13 protein-coding genes are annotated in these 14,520 nt (G+C 67.3%); 4 read left to right on the forward strand and 9 right to left on the reverse strand.

The window, feature by feature from the left end; translation table 11 throughout:
- Nucleotides 1-140 (reverse strand): 30S ribosomal protein THX (locus QMZ25_RS08575; RefSeq protein ID WP_283219471.1); only part of this gene is annotated, 140 nt, incomplete at its 3' end.
- A gap of 110 nt (nt 141-250) precedes the next feature.
- Nucleotides 251-664, reverse strand: a complete 414-nt coding sequence (locus QMZ25_RS08580) for a MerC domain-containing protein (protein WP_053518754.1) — start codon at nt 662-664, stop codon at nt 251-253.
- A 134-nt stretch (nt 665-798) separates the two neighbouring features.
- On the opposite strand from QMZ25_RS08580, the gene QMZ25_RS08585 reads away from it, so the two are divergent.
- From QMZ25_RS08585 to QMZ25_RS08600, 4 genes are all read left to right on the forward strand, one after another.
- Nucleotides 799-3,006 carry a TonB-dependent receptor gene (locus QMZ25_RS08585; protein ID WP_197571876.1) on the forward strand — a complete coding sequence of 736 codons (2,208 nt, stop codon included), beginning with the start codon at nt 799-801 and terminating at the stop codon, nt 3,004-3,006.
- Between the two features lie 274 nt (nt 3,007-3,280).
- The gene (locus QMZ25_RS08590; RefSeq protein ID WP_053518751.1) at nt 3,281-3,847 is read left to right on the forward strand and encodes a TetR/AcrR family transcriptional regulator; all 567 of its coding nucleotides are present in this window, start codon (nt 3,281-3,283) and stop codon (nt 3,845-3,847) included.
- Entirely contained in the window at nt 3,847-5,520 is a 1,674-nt protein-coding gene (locus tag QMZ25_RS08595) for an MFS transporter (RefSeq protein ID WP_065174667.1), read from the forward strand. The genes QMZ25_RS08590 and QMZ25_RS08595 overlap by 1 nt, the downstream gene beginning before the upstream one ends.
- 10 nt (nt 5,521-5,530) lie before the next feature.
- Complete coding sequence (locus QMZ25_RS08600) at nt 5,531-6,691, forward strand: HlyD family secretion protein (protein WP_111185833.1); 1,161 nt, start codon at nt 5,531-5,533, stop codon at nt 6,689-6,691.
- Nucleotides 6,692-6,765: 74 nt separating this feature from the next.
- Here the strand turns inward: QMZ25_RS08600 and QMZ25_RS08605 are convergent, their stop codons facing one another.
- The 7 genes from QMZ25_RS08605 to creB form a co-directional block, all read right to left on the reverse strand.
- Complete coding sequence (locus QMZ25_RS08605; RefSeq protein WP_053517393.1) at nt 6,766-7,257, reverse strand: Fur family transcriptional regulator; 492 nt, start codon at nt 7,255-7,257, stop codon at nt 6,766-6,768.
- A 33-nt stretch (nt 7,258-7,290) separates the two neighbouring features.
- A complete protein-coding gene (gltX, locus tag QMZ25_RS08610) occupies nt 7,291-8,694 on the reverse strand; it encodes a glutamate--tRNA ligase (RefSeq protein ID WP_053517391.1) in 1,404 nt (467 codons plus the stop codon).
- 90 nt (nt 8,695-8,784) lie between these two features.
- Complete coding sequence (locus tag QMZ25_RS08615; protein ID WP_164150775.1) at nt 8,785-10,383, reverse strand: M28 family metallopeptidase; 1,599 nt, start codon at nt 10,381-10,383, stop codon at nt 8,785-8,787.
- A 98-nt stretch (nt 10,384-10,481) separates the two neighbouring features.
- Nucleotides 10,482-10,892 (reverse strand): hypothetical protein, encoded by a 411-nt coding sequence (locus QMZ25_RS08620; RefSeq protein WP_283219460.1) that lies wholly within the window; start codon nt 10,890-10,892, stop codon nt 10,482-10,484.
- A gap of 10 nt (nt 10,893-10,902) precedes the next feature.
- Nucleotides 10,903-12,222, reverse strand: coding sequence for a cell envelope integrity protein CreD (creD, locus tag QMZ25_RS08625; RefSeq protein WP_065181151.1), 1,320 nt, complete (start codon nt 12,220-12,222; stop codon nt 10,903-10,905).
- An 81-nt stretch (nt 12,223-12,303) separates the two neighbouring features.
- Entirely contained in the window at nt 12,304-13,764 is a 1,461-nt protein-coding gene (gene creC, locus QMZ25_RS08630) for a two-component system sensor histidine kinase CreC (protein ID WP_197571881.1), read from the reverse strand.
- 3 nt (nt 13,765-13,767) lie between these two features.
- Nucleotides 13,768-14,487, reverse strand: coding sequence for a two-component system response regulator CreB (creB, locus tag QMZ25_RS08635; RefSeq protein WP_080375257.1), 720 nt, complete (start codon nt 14,485-14,487; stop codon nt 13,768-13,770).
- Between the last annotated feature and the right edge of the window lie 33 nt (nt 14,488-14,520).

Below are 14,520 nucleotides of genomic sequence, written 5' to 3' on the forward strand. Positions count from 1 at the left end.
GCCGGAGCCTTGGCCACGGGCTTCTTGGCGACCGGGGCAGCGGCGCCTACGGCGACCTTGCTCGCGGTGTTCGAACGGGCGTTGCCGTAGCTGGCGTTGTAGCGCTTGCCCTTGGCGGTCTTGCGGTCACCCTTACCCATGTCTTCAACTCCTCAAATGTGAAATCTGGTTACCCCGTGCTGACACGGGTTCGGCGGGGCCGCCTTGCTGGACGCCCCCGCGCACGATCGGAAAGCCTATCACGGAGCGCCTAGTGCGCGCAGCTGGCGTCGTGTACGTGGCTGTGGTTGAGCCGCAGATTGACCAGATGGGCAACGCCAACCAGCAGACCGCCAATGGTCATCACCACCGCGTGCGGCACGGCATTATGATGCAGCGGGTCGTACAGAACCCCGGCCCACAGCGCGACCAGCCCGGGAATCAGGAACGCCAGCGCGCGCAGGGCGCCATGCCGGCGGTAGCCCCAGACAAGGCTGAACAGACCCAGCAGGGTCACGAACACGACCAGCGCCTGTTCAACGCCATCGCTGAGCCAGAACGACAGGCCCAGCGAAGGCGCTGCGGCCAGCAGCACCGGAATCACCGCACAGTGCACTGCGCACAGCATCGATCCGGTGGCACCGAAACGGTCGAGCAGATGGCGCAGGTGGGAGGAGAGGGACATGACTTCCAGCAGGGTCGGCGAATCGTTATGGAATAATATAACATTCCTTCCTGGTCCGCACGATCTCCTCTCCCCCTGTCCCGCGACGGGATACGTGCGCTTCACAATTGATACACAGTAACAAGGACTTCTCGATGCCCGCCCCTTCCCTGCGGTTCAAGCCGCACACCCTCGCCCTGGCGCTCGCCGCGCTGCTGCCGTCCGCCGCATTCGCCGCAGGCGACGACGATGCGCACCGTGACCGCCACCTGACCGAGCTGTCGTCGGTGCAGGTCACCGCCTCGCCGCTGCAGGGCGACGCCGAGTCGCTGGCACGCCCGGTCGAAGTGCTCGCCGGCGAGCGCCTGGACGAACAGAAGGCAGGCACCCTCGGCGATACGGTGGCCAAGCTGCCGGGCGTGCAGAGCACCTTCTTCGGCCCCGGTGTCGGTCGTCCAATCATCCGCGGCCAGGAAGGCCCGCGGGTGGCCGTGCTGTCCAACGGCATGGGCAACATGGATGCCTCCACCGTCAGCGCCGACCATGCCACCAGCATCGAACCGTTCCTGGCTGATCAGATCGAAGTGCTGAAGGGCCCGGCGACACTGCTGTTCGGCAGCGGTGCGATCGGCGGCGCGGTCAACGTCGTCGATGGCCGCATCGCCCGCGAGCTGCCCGACCGTCCGCTCAGCGGCCGCGCTGAACTGCGCGGTAACTCCGTCAATGACGAACGCAGCGGCATGTTCCGCCTCGACGGCGTCAGCGGCAACGTCGTGCTGCATGTCGACGGCCTGGTGCGCAACGGCGACGACTACCGCATTCCCGGCTACGCGGTGATCGACAGCCTGGAAGACCACCACGAAGACCATGACCACGACCACGCGGGCGAGGAAGGCGACGAGCCGCGCCGTGGCCGCCTGGACAACAGCTCCATCCGCACCCGGGCCGGTGGCGTGGGTGCCACCTGGCTGGGCGAGGGCGGCTACTTCGGCGTGTCGGCCAGCACCTATCGCACCAACTATGGCATCCCCAATGGCGCCCACGTCCACGCGGACGGCGACGATCATGACCACGATCATGATCATGATCACGGCGAGGAGGAGGAAGGCGGCGACGAGCATGACGTACGCATCGACATGGTGCAGAACCGCTTCGAGACCAAGGCCGGCATCTACAACCCGGTCTCGTTCCTGAAGAACATCAATGCCCGCGTGGCCTACACCGACTACGAGCATGTCGAGCTGGAGGCCGGCACGCCCTCCACACGCTTCACCAACCGCGGCATCGAAACCCGCCTGGAAGCCGTACAGCAGCAGGTCGGTGGCTGGGACGGCGCCTTCGGCGTGCAGTTCGGCAACAGCGATTTCGGCGCCAAGGGCGAAGAAGCATTCGTGCCGGACACCGGAACGAAAAACATCGGCCTGTTCGTGCTGCAGGAGAAGCAGTTCGGCCCGTTCAAGCTCGAACTCGGCGGCCGCCACGACCAGGTCAAGCTGGACCCGACCGGCGATTACCGCCGCCGGCAGTTCGATGCCACCAATCTGTCCGCGGCCGGCATCTGGAAGCTCAACGACGCGGTCGACCTGCGCATCGGCGTGGACAGCTCCGAACGTGCCCCCACCAATGAAGAGCTGTATGCCGCTGGCGCGCACATCGCCACCCGCTCGCTGGAAATCGGCGATGCCAACCTGAAGACCGAGCGCGGCCAGCGTGTCGAGCTGGGCATCCACACCCACAGCGATCGCCTGGACTTCTCCGCCTCGATCTACCAGACGAAGTTCAAGGACTTCATCTACCTGGCCGACACCGGCGTCACCGAAGGCCTGCCGGTGCGTGCATGGACGCAGCAGGATGCGGTGTTCAAGGGTGCCGAGGCGGAGGCCTTGGTGCATCTGTTCGAAGGCGTCGCAGGCGACTGGGATCTGCGCCTGTTCGGCGATTACGTGCAGGCCAAGCTGGACGGCAACGGCAGCCGCAACCTCGACATCGCGGTACCGCACGGTGACCACAACCACAACTACACCGTGGAGCTGGCCAACACCGGCTACCTGCCGCGCATCGCCCCGGCCCGCGTCGGTGCCGACCTGCGCTGGGCGAAGGACGGCTGGCGCGCGTCGGTGGGCGCCGTGCGTTACAGCCGGCAGAAGGACGTGGCGCAGAACGAAGAGCCGAGCGACGGCTACACCCTGGTCGATGCGCACTTGGCCTACCGCTGGGATCGCAACGACAGCAACAGCTATGAGGTGTTCCTGGATGGCAGCAACCTGACCAACCGTGAAGTGCGCCCGCACACCTCGCTGCTGCGCGACTACTCGCCGCTGCCGGGCCGCGGTGTCGCATTCGGCATCCGTGCGTACTTCTGACCCCTCCAGCAGCAGGACGCCGTTCCACTGATCCCTGACGACGCTCGTTGTCGTTCTCTCCCGGGGGGCCTGCTGGCCCCCCGCTTTTTTTGGACCCGGTACGGCTTCGGACATTAGCCGCGCCGTGACGCTATCGATATGGCCTGGTGGCACCTCCCACCTGCCATGGATACGAATTCACACACCGATCACAAAGATGTGCGTAGGACAACAACCGGACAATCCCGTCACTCAATGTCTCGCACATCGGACACTTCTGTCCGAAAATGAACCCATGACCGCTCAACGCGCTGATGCCGCTGCCCGCCGTGCCCTCATTCTCGACGCCGCCGACCATGTGTTCGGGCAACACGGCGTCACCGCTCCGCTGGACCTGGTGGTCGAACGCGCCCAGGTGGGCCGGGCCACGCTGTACCGCAATTTTCCCGACCGCACCGCGCTGATCCAGGCCCTGCTGCAGCGTGCGGTCGACCGTATCCGCCGCCAGGTGGAGCAGCTGGGCGACCGTGACGACGCCCTGTTCGAGGTGTTCGAGGGGATGGCCCAGCGCATCATCGATTCACCTGCGCTGGCCGATTACTGGCGCGCCGTTGATTCAGACGTGCCCTCCATGCGCGCCGCGCGCGAGACCGTACGCGACCTGCTGGAAGCACCGATCCAGCGGGCCATCGCCGCAGGCCTGTGCCGTCCCGATCTGGAAAAAACGGATATTTCACTGATCTCCGGCATGCTGGGAGCCGCCCTTCGCGGCAAGACCCGTGACGAGCGCGCCCGTCTGGCCGGGCGTGCCCTGCAACTGCTGCGCGGAGGACTCCAGGGAGCAGCCAGCGGAGCACGCTGATGGTGCAGCCGTATCTGAAGCCGGTGCCGGACTGGGAGGAGCATGAGAAGCCGACCATGCCCGGATCGGCTTCGATGCCGTGGCACCCACCCTACCGGCGTGCAGCCTATGCCCTGGTGTCCCTGCTGGTGGCCATCACCGGCGGCCTCGGCAATGCGCTGGTCACCGCCAACCTGCCGTTCCTGCAGGGGCAACTGCAGCTCACCCCGACCCAGGGCAGCTGGCTGGTGGCCGCTTACGCGATGGTCAACGTCACCGCCAACCTGCTGGCCTTCAAGTTCCGCCAGCAGTACGGCATCCGCCTGTTCGCCGAGATCGGCCTGGGGCTGTATGCCGCGCTGGCCGTGCTGCACCTGTTCGTGGGCAGCTTCGAAACCACGATGCTGACGCGCGCGGCCAGCGGTTTCGCCGGTGCGGCGTGTTCGACGCTGGGTACGCTGTACATGCTGCAGGCGTTGCCGCGGCGCTTCACCGGCAACCTGCTGGTGATCGGCGTCGGTCTGTCGCAGCTGGCAGTTCCGCTGGCCTGGATCGTGTCGCCCGGCCTGGTCGATACCGGGCAATGGCACCAGCTGTATTCCTTCGAAGCAGGGCTGGCGCTGTGTGCGTTCGCGGCGGTGGTGGTGCTGAAGCTGCCGCCAGGCGTGCAGATCAAGGCCTTCGAGCCCATGGATTTCCTCACCTTCAGCCTGCTTGCCCCGGCGGTTGCGCTGCTGGTGGTGGTGCTGGCCCAGGGCTACACGCGCTGGTGGCTGGACACACCGTGGCTGGGCTGGGCGCTGGTCGCCTCGATCGCATTGTCGACCACCGCCTTCATCATCGAGCACTACCGGCGCAATCCACTGCTGCAGACGCGCTGGCTGGCCAGCCTGCCGGTACTGCACTTCATCGTGGGTGCGTTCCTCATCCGCTTCCTGACCACCGAGCAGTCCTACGGCGTGGTCAGCCTGATGCGCACGCTGGGCATGGGCCCGGACCAGCTGCGCCCCTTGTTCGTGGTGATTCTGGCAGGGGTTGTCACCGGCATCATCGGTACCGCCGTGACCTTCGGCCCGAAGCGGCTGATCCCGCAGCTGCTGATGGCGATCCTGCTGCTGGGTTCGGCGGCGTTCTTCGACCAGAACCGCACCAGCATGGACCGTCCCCACGATTTCTACCTCAGCCAGTTCCTGGCCTCGGTCGGTGCCGGGATGTTCATGGGCCCGCTGATCATGCTGGGCATCTCCGCCGCCCTGAAACAGGGTGTGGACCACATGATCACCTTCCTGGTAACGCTGTCGATCACCCAGACGCTGGGCGGGCTGGCCGGCTCGGCGCTGCTGGGAACCTTCCAGCTGCATCGCGAACAGCTGTATTCCAGCGCGCTGACCAGCCAGCTTGATCCCGCCGACCCGGTGGTGGCGCAGCGCCTGCGCATCCAGCAGCAGCTGTACGCCGCGCAGATCACCGATCCGGTGCTGCGCAGCGCGCAGGGCACCGCGCAGCTGGCACAGACGACGCGCCGCGAGGCCAATGTCCGTGGGTTCAATGATGTGTTCACCCTGAGCGGCTGGCTGGCGATCGGCTTCCTGTGCTGGTTGCTGCTGCTGTCGCTGCGTACCGCCGTGCTCAAGCAGTGGCGCAAGCGCCATCCGCCCTCCTCCGCTGCGGCCTCCCCCGCAGCGCCCCGCTGAGTCCTTCGCCATGCCTCCCGTCCCGCCCCGTCCCGACGATGCCGACAACGTGACCCCACCGCCGCCAACCGATGCGGCACCTGCGCCCACGCCGGCTGAGCCGGCGGTCGCGCCGAAGTACCTCAGACCCAGTGCGCGCAGCGTGGCCGTGATGGTGGTGGTGGCCCTGCTGGGCATCGCACTGATCCTGCGCGCGTGGCACCTGTGGCCGTTTGCCAGCAGCGTGATGGTCACCGACAACGCCTACGTGCGCGGGCAGATCACGGTGATGGCACCCCAGGTCAATGGCTATGTGACCGAGGTGCTGGTGAAGGACTTCCAGCACGTGAAGAAGGGCGAACCCCTGCTGCGCATCGATGACCGCATCTATGCGCAGCGCGTGGCGCAGGCACAGGCCACGCTGGACAGCGCGCGCGCGGCGTTGGCCAACTCCGATCAGTCGCAGGCGCAGAACCGCGCGCAGATCGCTGCGGCCCAGGCCACCCTGTCCGCCGGCAAGGCCGAGCTTGAGCGCTCCCGCAACGAGCTGAAGCGGTACGAACAGCTCGCCGCACAACGCCTGGTATCGATCAATGACCGCGACCGCTTCCGCACGACCCAGGCGTCGGCGCAGGCCAGCGTGCAGCAGTCACAGGCACAGATCCGCATCGCCGAGGAAACGCTGGTCTCCACCCAGGTGGCACGCAAGAGCCTGGAGGCACAGGTGGAAAGCGCACAGGCGCAGCTGGAACTGGCACGCATCGACCTGGCCAATACCGTGATCCATGCGCCGCGCGACGGGCAGATCAGCGAGGCCAGCGTGCGCACCGGCCAGTACGTGGCCGCCGGCTCGCAGCTGCTGTTCCTGGTGCCCGACGCGCTGTGGGTGGTCGCCAACTACAAGGAGGGCCAGACCTGGCAGATGCGCATCGGCCAACCTGCGACGTTCGCCGTGGACGCGTTCCAGGGCCAGGTGCTGCGCGGCCATGTGGAGCAGATCGCCCCCGCCACCGGCTCGGAATTCAGCGTCCTGCGCCCGGACAATGCCAGCGGCAACTTCACCAAGGTGGTGCAGCGGCTGCCGATCCGGATCTCGATCGATCCGGGGCAGGAGCTGGCCGCGCGACTGCGTCCCGGCATGTCAGTGATCGCACGGGTGGATACGGCGGCCGAGCCTGCGCCGGCCCGGTAGGGTCGAGCTCGTGAAACGGGGTCAGATCCCTTTTGCCTTGGCAAAAGGAATCTGACCCCAATCCCACCGGCCGCTCAGCCTGCGCAGCGGGCGCAGAGTCCGTGCACTTCCAGCGTCTGCGCCTGCGGCTGGAAGCCGAGCTCCTTGGCCCGCTTCTCCAGCTGGCCGACGATCTCGCGGTCTTCCAGTTCCACCGCGCTGTGGCAGCTGTTGCAGATCAGGAACGGCACCGAATGCGCCGCACTGCTGGGGTGGTGGCAGGCCACGAAGGCATTCACCGATTCCAGCTTGTGCACGAAGCCATTGGCCATCAGGAAGTCCAGCGCGCGGTACACGGTGGGCGGGGCATCGGCACCCACGCCCTTGCCGTTGCGCACCCATTCCAGCAGCTCGTAGGCCTTGACCGGCTTGCCGGCTTCGGCGATCAGCTTCAGTACGTTGGCGCGGATGGGGGTCAGGCGCAGCCCGCGTTCGCGCGAGACACGCTCGACCACCGCCACGAAATCCGATGCGTCATGGACGTGGTGGTGGGGGGCGGTACAGGCAGTGGCAGTCTTGGCGGGCATGCGCGTTCTCCGGTTCGGCCTGGCAAGGATGCCTCAGACCGTTGCTACCTTGGTAATGGCCGCGTCGATGCGTTTCAAGGCCTGCTCACGGCCGGCCAGGTACACGGTGTGGGAAATGTCAGGGCTGACCTGGGTACCGGTGATGGCCACGCGCAGCGGCTGGGCGACCTTGCCCATGCCGATCTCCAGCGCGGCGGCCGTGTCGTGCAGGGCCGTGCCGACCGCTTCGGCCGTCCATTCCGGCAGCGCCGCCAGCAGTTCACGGGCCTTGCCCAGGGCGACCTCGGCCCCGGCCTTGAAGTGCTTGGCCACTGCGGCTTCGTCGTAGTCGTTCAGCGGCTGGTACCAGACCACGGCCTTCTCGGCCATTTCCTTCAGGGTCTGCACGCGTTCACGCAGGGCGATCACCACGTCTACCGGTGCCGGGCCCGCCGCCACGTCCAGGCCCAGCTTCTGCAGCTGGTAGACCAGGTGCGGCACGATGTCGGCCGGCTCCACGGTCTTCAGGAAGTGCTGGTTGACCCAGCCCAGCTTGGCCATGTCCAGGCGCGACGCCTTGGAGTTGCAGTCCTTCACATCGAACAGGTCGATCAGTTCCTGGCGGGTAAACAGTTCCTGGTCACCATGCGACCAGCCCAGGCGGGCCAGGTAGCTCAGCAGTGCGTCCGGCAGGTAGCCGGCATCCCGGTACTGCATCACGTCGGCGGCACCGGTGCGCTTGGACAGCTTGGCGCCCTGCTCGTCCAGGATCATCGGCATGTGGCCGAACTTCGGCACCGGTGCACCGATGCCTTCGTACAGGTTGATCTGGCGCGGCGTGTTGTTGATGTGGTCGTCACCGCGGATGACCTCGGTGATGCCCATGTCCCAGTCATCCACCACCACCGCGAAGTTGTAGGTGGGATAGCCGTCCGGACGGAAGATGACCATGTCATCCAGTTCGCTGTTGGCGATCTCGATCCGGCCCTTGATCAGGTCATCGAACACCACCGTACCCTGCAGCGGATTCTTGAAGCGGATGACGCGGTTCGGGTCGTCCCGGTACGGCAGGCCCAGCTCGCGCGCGGCACCGTTGTAGCGCGGCTTTTCCTGCCTGGCCATGGCGGCTTCGCGCATCGCGTCCAGCTCTTCCCGGGTTTCATAGGCGTAGTAGGCCTTGCCGTCGGCAATCAGCTGCTCGGCGACTTCCCGGTAACGGGCCACCCGGTCGGTCTGGTAGATCGGACCTTCGTCGTAGTCCAGGCCCAGCCACTCCATCGCCTCCAGGATGGCGTCGATCGCCCCCTGGGTGCTGCGTTCACGGTCGGTATCCTCGATGCGCAGCACGAACTCGCCGCCGCGGTGGCGGGCCTCCAGCCAGCAGTACAGCGCGGTGCGGGCGCCACCGATATGCAGATAACCGGTAGGACTGGGGGCGAAGCGGGTGCGGCAGGTCATGTGGGGCTCGAGGAACGGGAATTCCCCGATTTTACCACCAGCCCCGCGCCGGCACGGAGGGACGGACGGAGTCCGCCCCTCCGGCTCACGTCACGGCTGCGGCTCGGCCTTGCGCGGGAACGACTGCTCGCGCATCGCCGCGTTGTAGGCAAAGGAGGCCACGATGGCCGCTGCCTGCTTGAGATCTTCGGGCTCGGCGTGGTCCCAGGTGTCCAGGTGGCTGTGGTGGACATTGGTGAAGTAATCCAGCCGGTCCTGGATGAACTGGAAGCCGGGCAGGCCGACGCGATCGAAGCTGATGTGGTCGGTGCTGCCGGTGTTGCGGGTCGCCACCGTGGTGGCGCCGACATCATGGAACGGGGCGAGCCAGGCCTCGAAGATCGGCATCGCCGCCAGGTTCTCCTGCGCGTAGATGCCACGGAAGCGGCCGGAGCCGTTGTCCATGTTGAAGTAGACCTGGAACTTGCTGTAGTCGCGGGTCTTGCGCAGCGGTCCGGTGGGGTCGCGCAGCGAGGCCGGCAACGCCTTCTGCGCAGCGTCCACCGGTTCCGGGAACTGGCCGAAGTGCTTGGCGACGTAGGCCTGCGAGCCGATCAGGCCCTGCTCCTCGCCGCTCCACAGCGCCACCCGGATGGTGCGCCGGGGCTTGGCACCGGTGGCCTTGAGGATGCGCATGGCTTCCATCATCACCGCCACGCCGGCCGCGTTGTCGGCCGCGCCGGTGCCGCTGTGCCAGGAATCGAGGTGCGCGCCGATCATCACCACCTCATCCGGCCTGCTGCTGCCCCGGATCTCCGCCAGCGTGTTGTAGCCGGGCTGATCGCTGTCGTCGGTGAAACGCGCGCTCACGTCCACCCGCAGGCGCACGGGCTGCTTGGCCTCCAGTGCACGCACCAGCGGATTGAAGTGCTCGGCGATCATCGCCAGCTCCGGAATGCCGACCGACTCCCCGGCCTTGCGCGAGCCACCACCGGCCACGCGGATGATGCCGTTGTCCCAGCTGCTGATGCTGATCGAGGCCAATGCGCCTTCCTCGACGAAGAAGGCGTTGACCTTGGCCGCCAGCGCCTGCCGCTCCTGGTACTCCTTCACCCGCTTGGCGCGCTCGGCGGTGGCGTCCTTGTCCTTGGGCAGGGTGAATTCCTGCAGTCCCTCCAGCGAGGTGGCGTCGTGACGATGCGAGTCCGGCTCGGTACCCCGCTTGTACTCGCGCGCCTCGCCGAGCAGCAGGATCTTCCCGCGCAGCTTGCCGCGGTACTTCTCGATGTCTTCCGGCTTCTTGATGTCCACCTGTACCAGCTCGCCCTCGACCGGTCCTCCGGTGCCCGGCGTCCAGGCCTTGGGCAGTGCGTGCAGTGGCATCACGCGGTCACCGAGCATCTCCACGCTGGCCGAGGTGAACTCCCAGCCACGGCCGAAGTCATCGAACGCTTCGTCGTGGACATTGTCCAGCTTCCATTCGGTGAACTTGCTGCGGGTCCACGCGTTTGCGCGCCCCATCGCCGGGGAGTTGGTCAGGCGCGGCCCGATGCGCTCGGTGAGATAGCTGAAGGTGTCCATCACCTGCGAGCGATGGAACGCCTCCTGGCGGATGCGGCTGACCATGTCCAGGTCCACCGGCTCGCGCTGCTGCGCCATCGCATTGCCGCTCATCGCCAGCGCAACCGCCAGCACACCCCACTTCAGCACATCCCACCCCTGCCCTTCGGCTCGATCATCAACCCCTCGAGTCTAGCCAGCGGGGGCGCCCGACCCCCGTCCCATCGGTCATGGGCGGTGCAGGCGCCTCATCCGCTCCAGCCCAGCCACAGCTGGGCGCGCATGGGCAGCAGCAGCAACCAGTGCCGCCGGTCGATGCTGCTGCAGCCGTAAACCGCAGCATGCGCAGGCCAGTCGCCGGGCAGGCCGGCGATGCCGATCTCGGCCAATGCCCCCGGCCCGGCCTTCCAGGGCAGGTAGCGCGGCACCTTTCCACCCAGCACGCCACGTCCCTGCCGTGCACCGTCCAGCCACTCCAGCCCCTGCCCCAGCACTCCTTCGCAGGTGGCCGCCGCCAGCTGGAAGCGGACCAGGCCGGGGGCGATCCGCGCCCCCGGCAGGGCCGCCAGCACGCCATGCGCCTGCAGCAGTGCATCCACTTCGAGCAGGGCCGGAATGCCCTGCTGGGCTCTCAGCCGCAATCCCTGGCGCCATCCCATCGCGATCTCCTCACTTTGCTTCCGCGCCCAGCGCATACCAGTCCACGCGGCGGGTCACCCACATCGCCAGCGCCAGAATCACGAACAGCAGCAGCGAGCCCATCAGCAGCGCGTTGTTCTCCGAGACCAGCAGCCCGTAAAGCGCGCCATACAGCACGGTCAGCAGCGCGGCGAAGCCCAGACCGCGCTTCCAGTGACCGAGCACGTTGGCCAGGTACACCGCCTGCAGGCCGATGCAGGCCGCCGCCGAGACCAGATACGCCTTCCAGAAGGCGATGTGCTCGGACAGGCTGATCAGCAGCAGGAAGAAGATCGCCAGTGCCAGGCCCACCATCAGGTACTGCAGCGGGTGGATGCGCAGCGATTTGATCAGCTCGAACAGAATGAAGCCGACGAAGGTGAGCAGCACGAACAGCACGCCGTACTTGGAGGCGCGATCCGCCTGTGTGTAGGCGTCGACCGGATCGACCAGCGACACGCTGACCGCCTGCGACGCCACCTCGCCATCGCCGCGCAGCTGGCGCTGGGCATCGGAGGCCAGCGAGGACACCGCCCAGCGTGCGTCGAAGCCCTGCGCATCGACGCGGCGTTCGTTCGGCAGGAAGGCGCCGGCGAAGGACGGATGCGGCCAGCGCGACCGCAGTGCGATGCGGTTGTCATCGCCTACCGGCACGACCGACAGCATGCGGCTGCCGTCCAGCCGCAGTTCCAGCTCCACCGTGCTCGCTGCCAGCAGCCCGCCCTGCACCGCGGCAAAACCCGCAACGGGCGCATGCAGGCCACGCCCCAGTTCCGCAGCGGCGCCGACACCCGGCAGCAGGCGCACCTGGCGGCCATCCACGCGCAGGTTGGGCGTCCCGACCAGGCCACGCGCGTCAGACACGCCCAACGCCACATAGGGCTGGCCATAGGTACGGCCTGGCTTGACCGGATAGTCGTCAGCCGCGAAAGAGGCCTTCAACTGGCCGTTCCAGCTGTACACCGGCACCTTGAACAGCCCGACCTCACGCTGGCTGGGCAGCATCTCGCCGCCAACGTCGAGCGAGGCCGGCATCTGCAGCCAGTGCCCTTCGCTGACCTGCACCTCGGTCTTCTTGTTGCCCTTGGCGTCGACGACTTCCACCTGCTGGCGCTCCACCCACGGCACCACCCGCACCGGCCCCACCAGCTGCTGCGCGCCGGCGCGGCTGTCAGCGACCCGCGCGAAGGCTTCGTCGCGGTATTGGCTGCGCTCGTTGATCACGCTGCGGATCATCATCAGCGGAATCAGCAGCAGCAGGATCAGTCCGCCGACAATGGCGAACCGCAGCAGCATCTTCAGGGATTTCATGGTCCATCCTCGTTGGAGAGGGCTGCAGCATGGACCGTGACGGTGAGCGGGGTTTGTGGCGAATTTGAAGCGGATGTGAAGTCAGCGCCGCGTGCGCGGGCCGGGCATGCCCAGCGGCAACCACAGGCTGGCCACGGTCCCGCCGCCGTCGCGGGCCTGCAGCTGGACACGGCCATCGTGCAGGCGCGCCACTTCCTGCACGAACGGCAGCCCGAGGCCGGAGCTGCGGCGGCCACTGCCGGGACGGGCCAACGAATAGAAGCGCTCGAACACGCGGTCACGGGCATAGTCGGGAATGCCGGCCCCCCGGTCGGCCACCTGCAGGCGCACGCCGCCGTCCTCAACCTGTGCCTGCAGCACCACCTCCGTCCCCGATGGAGAGAAGGCAACCGCGTTGTCGACCAGGTTGTTCAGCGCCTGCCGCAGCAGATAGGCATCACCCTGAATGCTCAGATCCGCCACGGCATCAGTGCGTACCTCGACGCCGGCCGCCTGCGCGCGCACCTGCGCGGCTGCGACGGTCTGCTGCAGCAGGTCCGGCAGTGCGATCGGAGCACGCGTCTGCAGCCAGCCATGCTGCTCCACTTCGGCCAGCGCCAGCAGCTTGTCGATGGTTTCGGTCAACCGCTCCTGCTGCTCGAGGATGCTGCGCGCGAAGTGCGCACGGTCGGCATCGGCCATCGGTTCCTGCAGCAGCTCGGCGGCACCGCGTATCGCGGCCAGTGGGCTCTTCATTTCGTGCGTCAGCGACTGCACATACTGCTCGACGTAGGCCTTGCCTTCGAGTTTGCGCCGCATGGTCTCCAGCGCCTGGCCGAGATCACCGATCTCATCGCGGCGGCGGCGTGGCGGCGGCACCGGCTCACCGGCGGTGACCGCGCGCGCATAGCGGCTGAGCTGGCCCAGGCCGGTGGTCAACCACATCGTCACCAGCACCCCGACCAGCGCCGAGAGTCCTATCAGCCATGCGCCGCGTTCGATGATGGCGCGCTGGCTGGCCGCAATGAACGGATCGATGCTGCGGTTGGGCTGGGCCAGGGTGAGCACGCCGATGAGGGTGCGGCCATCGCCCGGGTCGTACACCGGCGCGGCCACATGCATCACGGTGTTGCCCTCCTCGCCCGGCGTCTCCGGGCTGGAGCGGGCGCCGTACTCGCCGCGCAGGGTGCGGTAGACATCGTTCCAGCGCGAGTTGTCACGACCGACGTCGCGGCCCTGCGAATCGTAGATCACGATGCCTTTCGCATCGGTGATCGTCACCCGGTAATCGAGGGCGCGCTTGGGAAAGCGCCACACCATCGCTTTCAGGTCACGCTGCCGCGCCTTGGCCAGGTTGCGGGTGAAACTGCCGCTGTTGATGGTGCCTGCCTTGACGTCCGCCGCCGCCATCTCGGCCAGCACGTTGGCTGCATCGACCAGGGTCGATTCCATCGCCTGGCGCACGCCCGGCTTCACTTCGTTGACGAACACGCGCATGACGAAGAACGCGGCGATGCCCACGATCAGGAAGAAGCCCAGGAACAGCTTCATCACCAGACGCATCGCTCACACCTCCAGGGCGTAGCCCAGGCCACGGTGGGTCCGGATCGGGTCGGTGCTGGCGCCGGCCGCGCGCAGCTTGGCACGCAGGGTCTTGACGTGCGTATCGACCGTGCGGTCGGCGCTGTCGGCACTGCTGTCCCAGCCGCGGTCCATCAGCTGGGCGCGGCTGAGGATGGCCCCGGGGCGTTGCAGCAGGGCTTCCAGCAGTGCGTACTCGTAGCGGGTCAGGTCCAGCGCCTGGCCGTGGAAGCGGACACGCCGGCCCTCGCGGTCGATGGCGAAGGCGCCATGCGTCTGCCAGCCCGCGTCGGTGTCGCTGGCAGCAGGCACCGCCCGCCGCAGCCGCGCGCGCACCCGCGCCACCAGCTCGCGCGGCGAGAACGGCTTGGCCATGTAGTCGTCGGCGCCCAGTTCCAGGCCCAGCACCCGGTCCAGCTCGTCGTTACGGGCGGTCAGGAAGATCACCGGCAGCTGCGCCTGCGGACCGGGCAGCGCACGCAGCCGACGACAGACCTCGAAGCCGCTCAGGTCCGGCAGGCCCACGTCCAGCACCACCACATCGATGCCACCGTCCCGCAGCCGCTGCAGGGCATCGCTGCCGAGCAGGCAGTGACTGGCCAGGTAGCCCTCGCTGCGCAGCGCGTAGAGCACGGTTTCGGCGATGGCGGCTTCGTCCTCGACCACCAGGACATGGGCAACGGGAGCTGTCATGGCGCGCAGCATAGCCGCTGCGGCCGCCGCCCCGTACACTGCCCG

The organism is Stenotrophomonas sp. RS-48, from assembly GCF_030053245.1.
Classification (GTDB): Bacteria; Pseudomonadota; Gammaproteobacteria; order Xanthomonadales; family Xanthomonadaceae; genus Stenotrophomonas; species Stenotrophomonas maltophilia_P.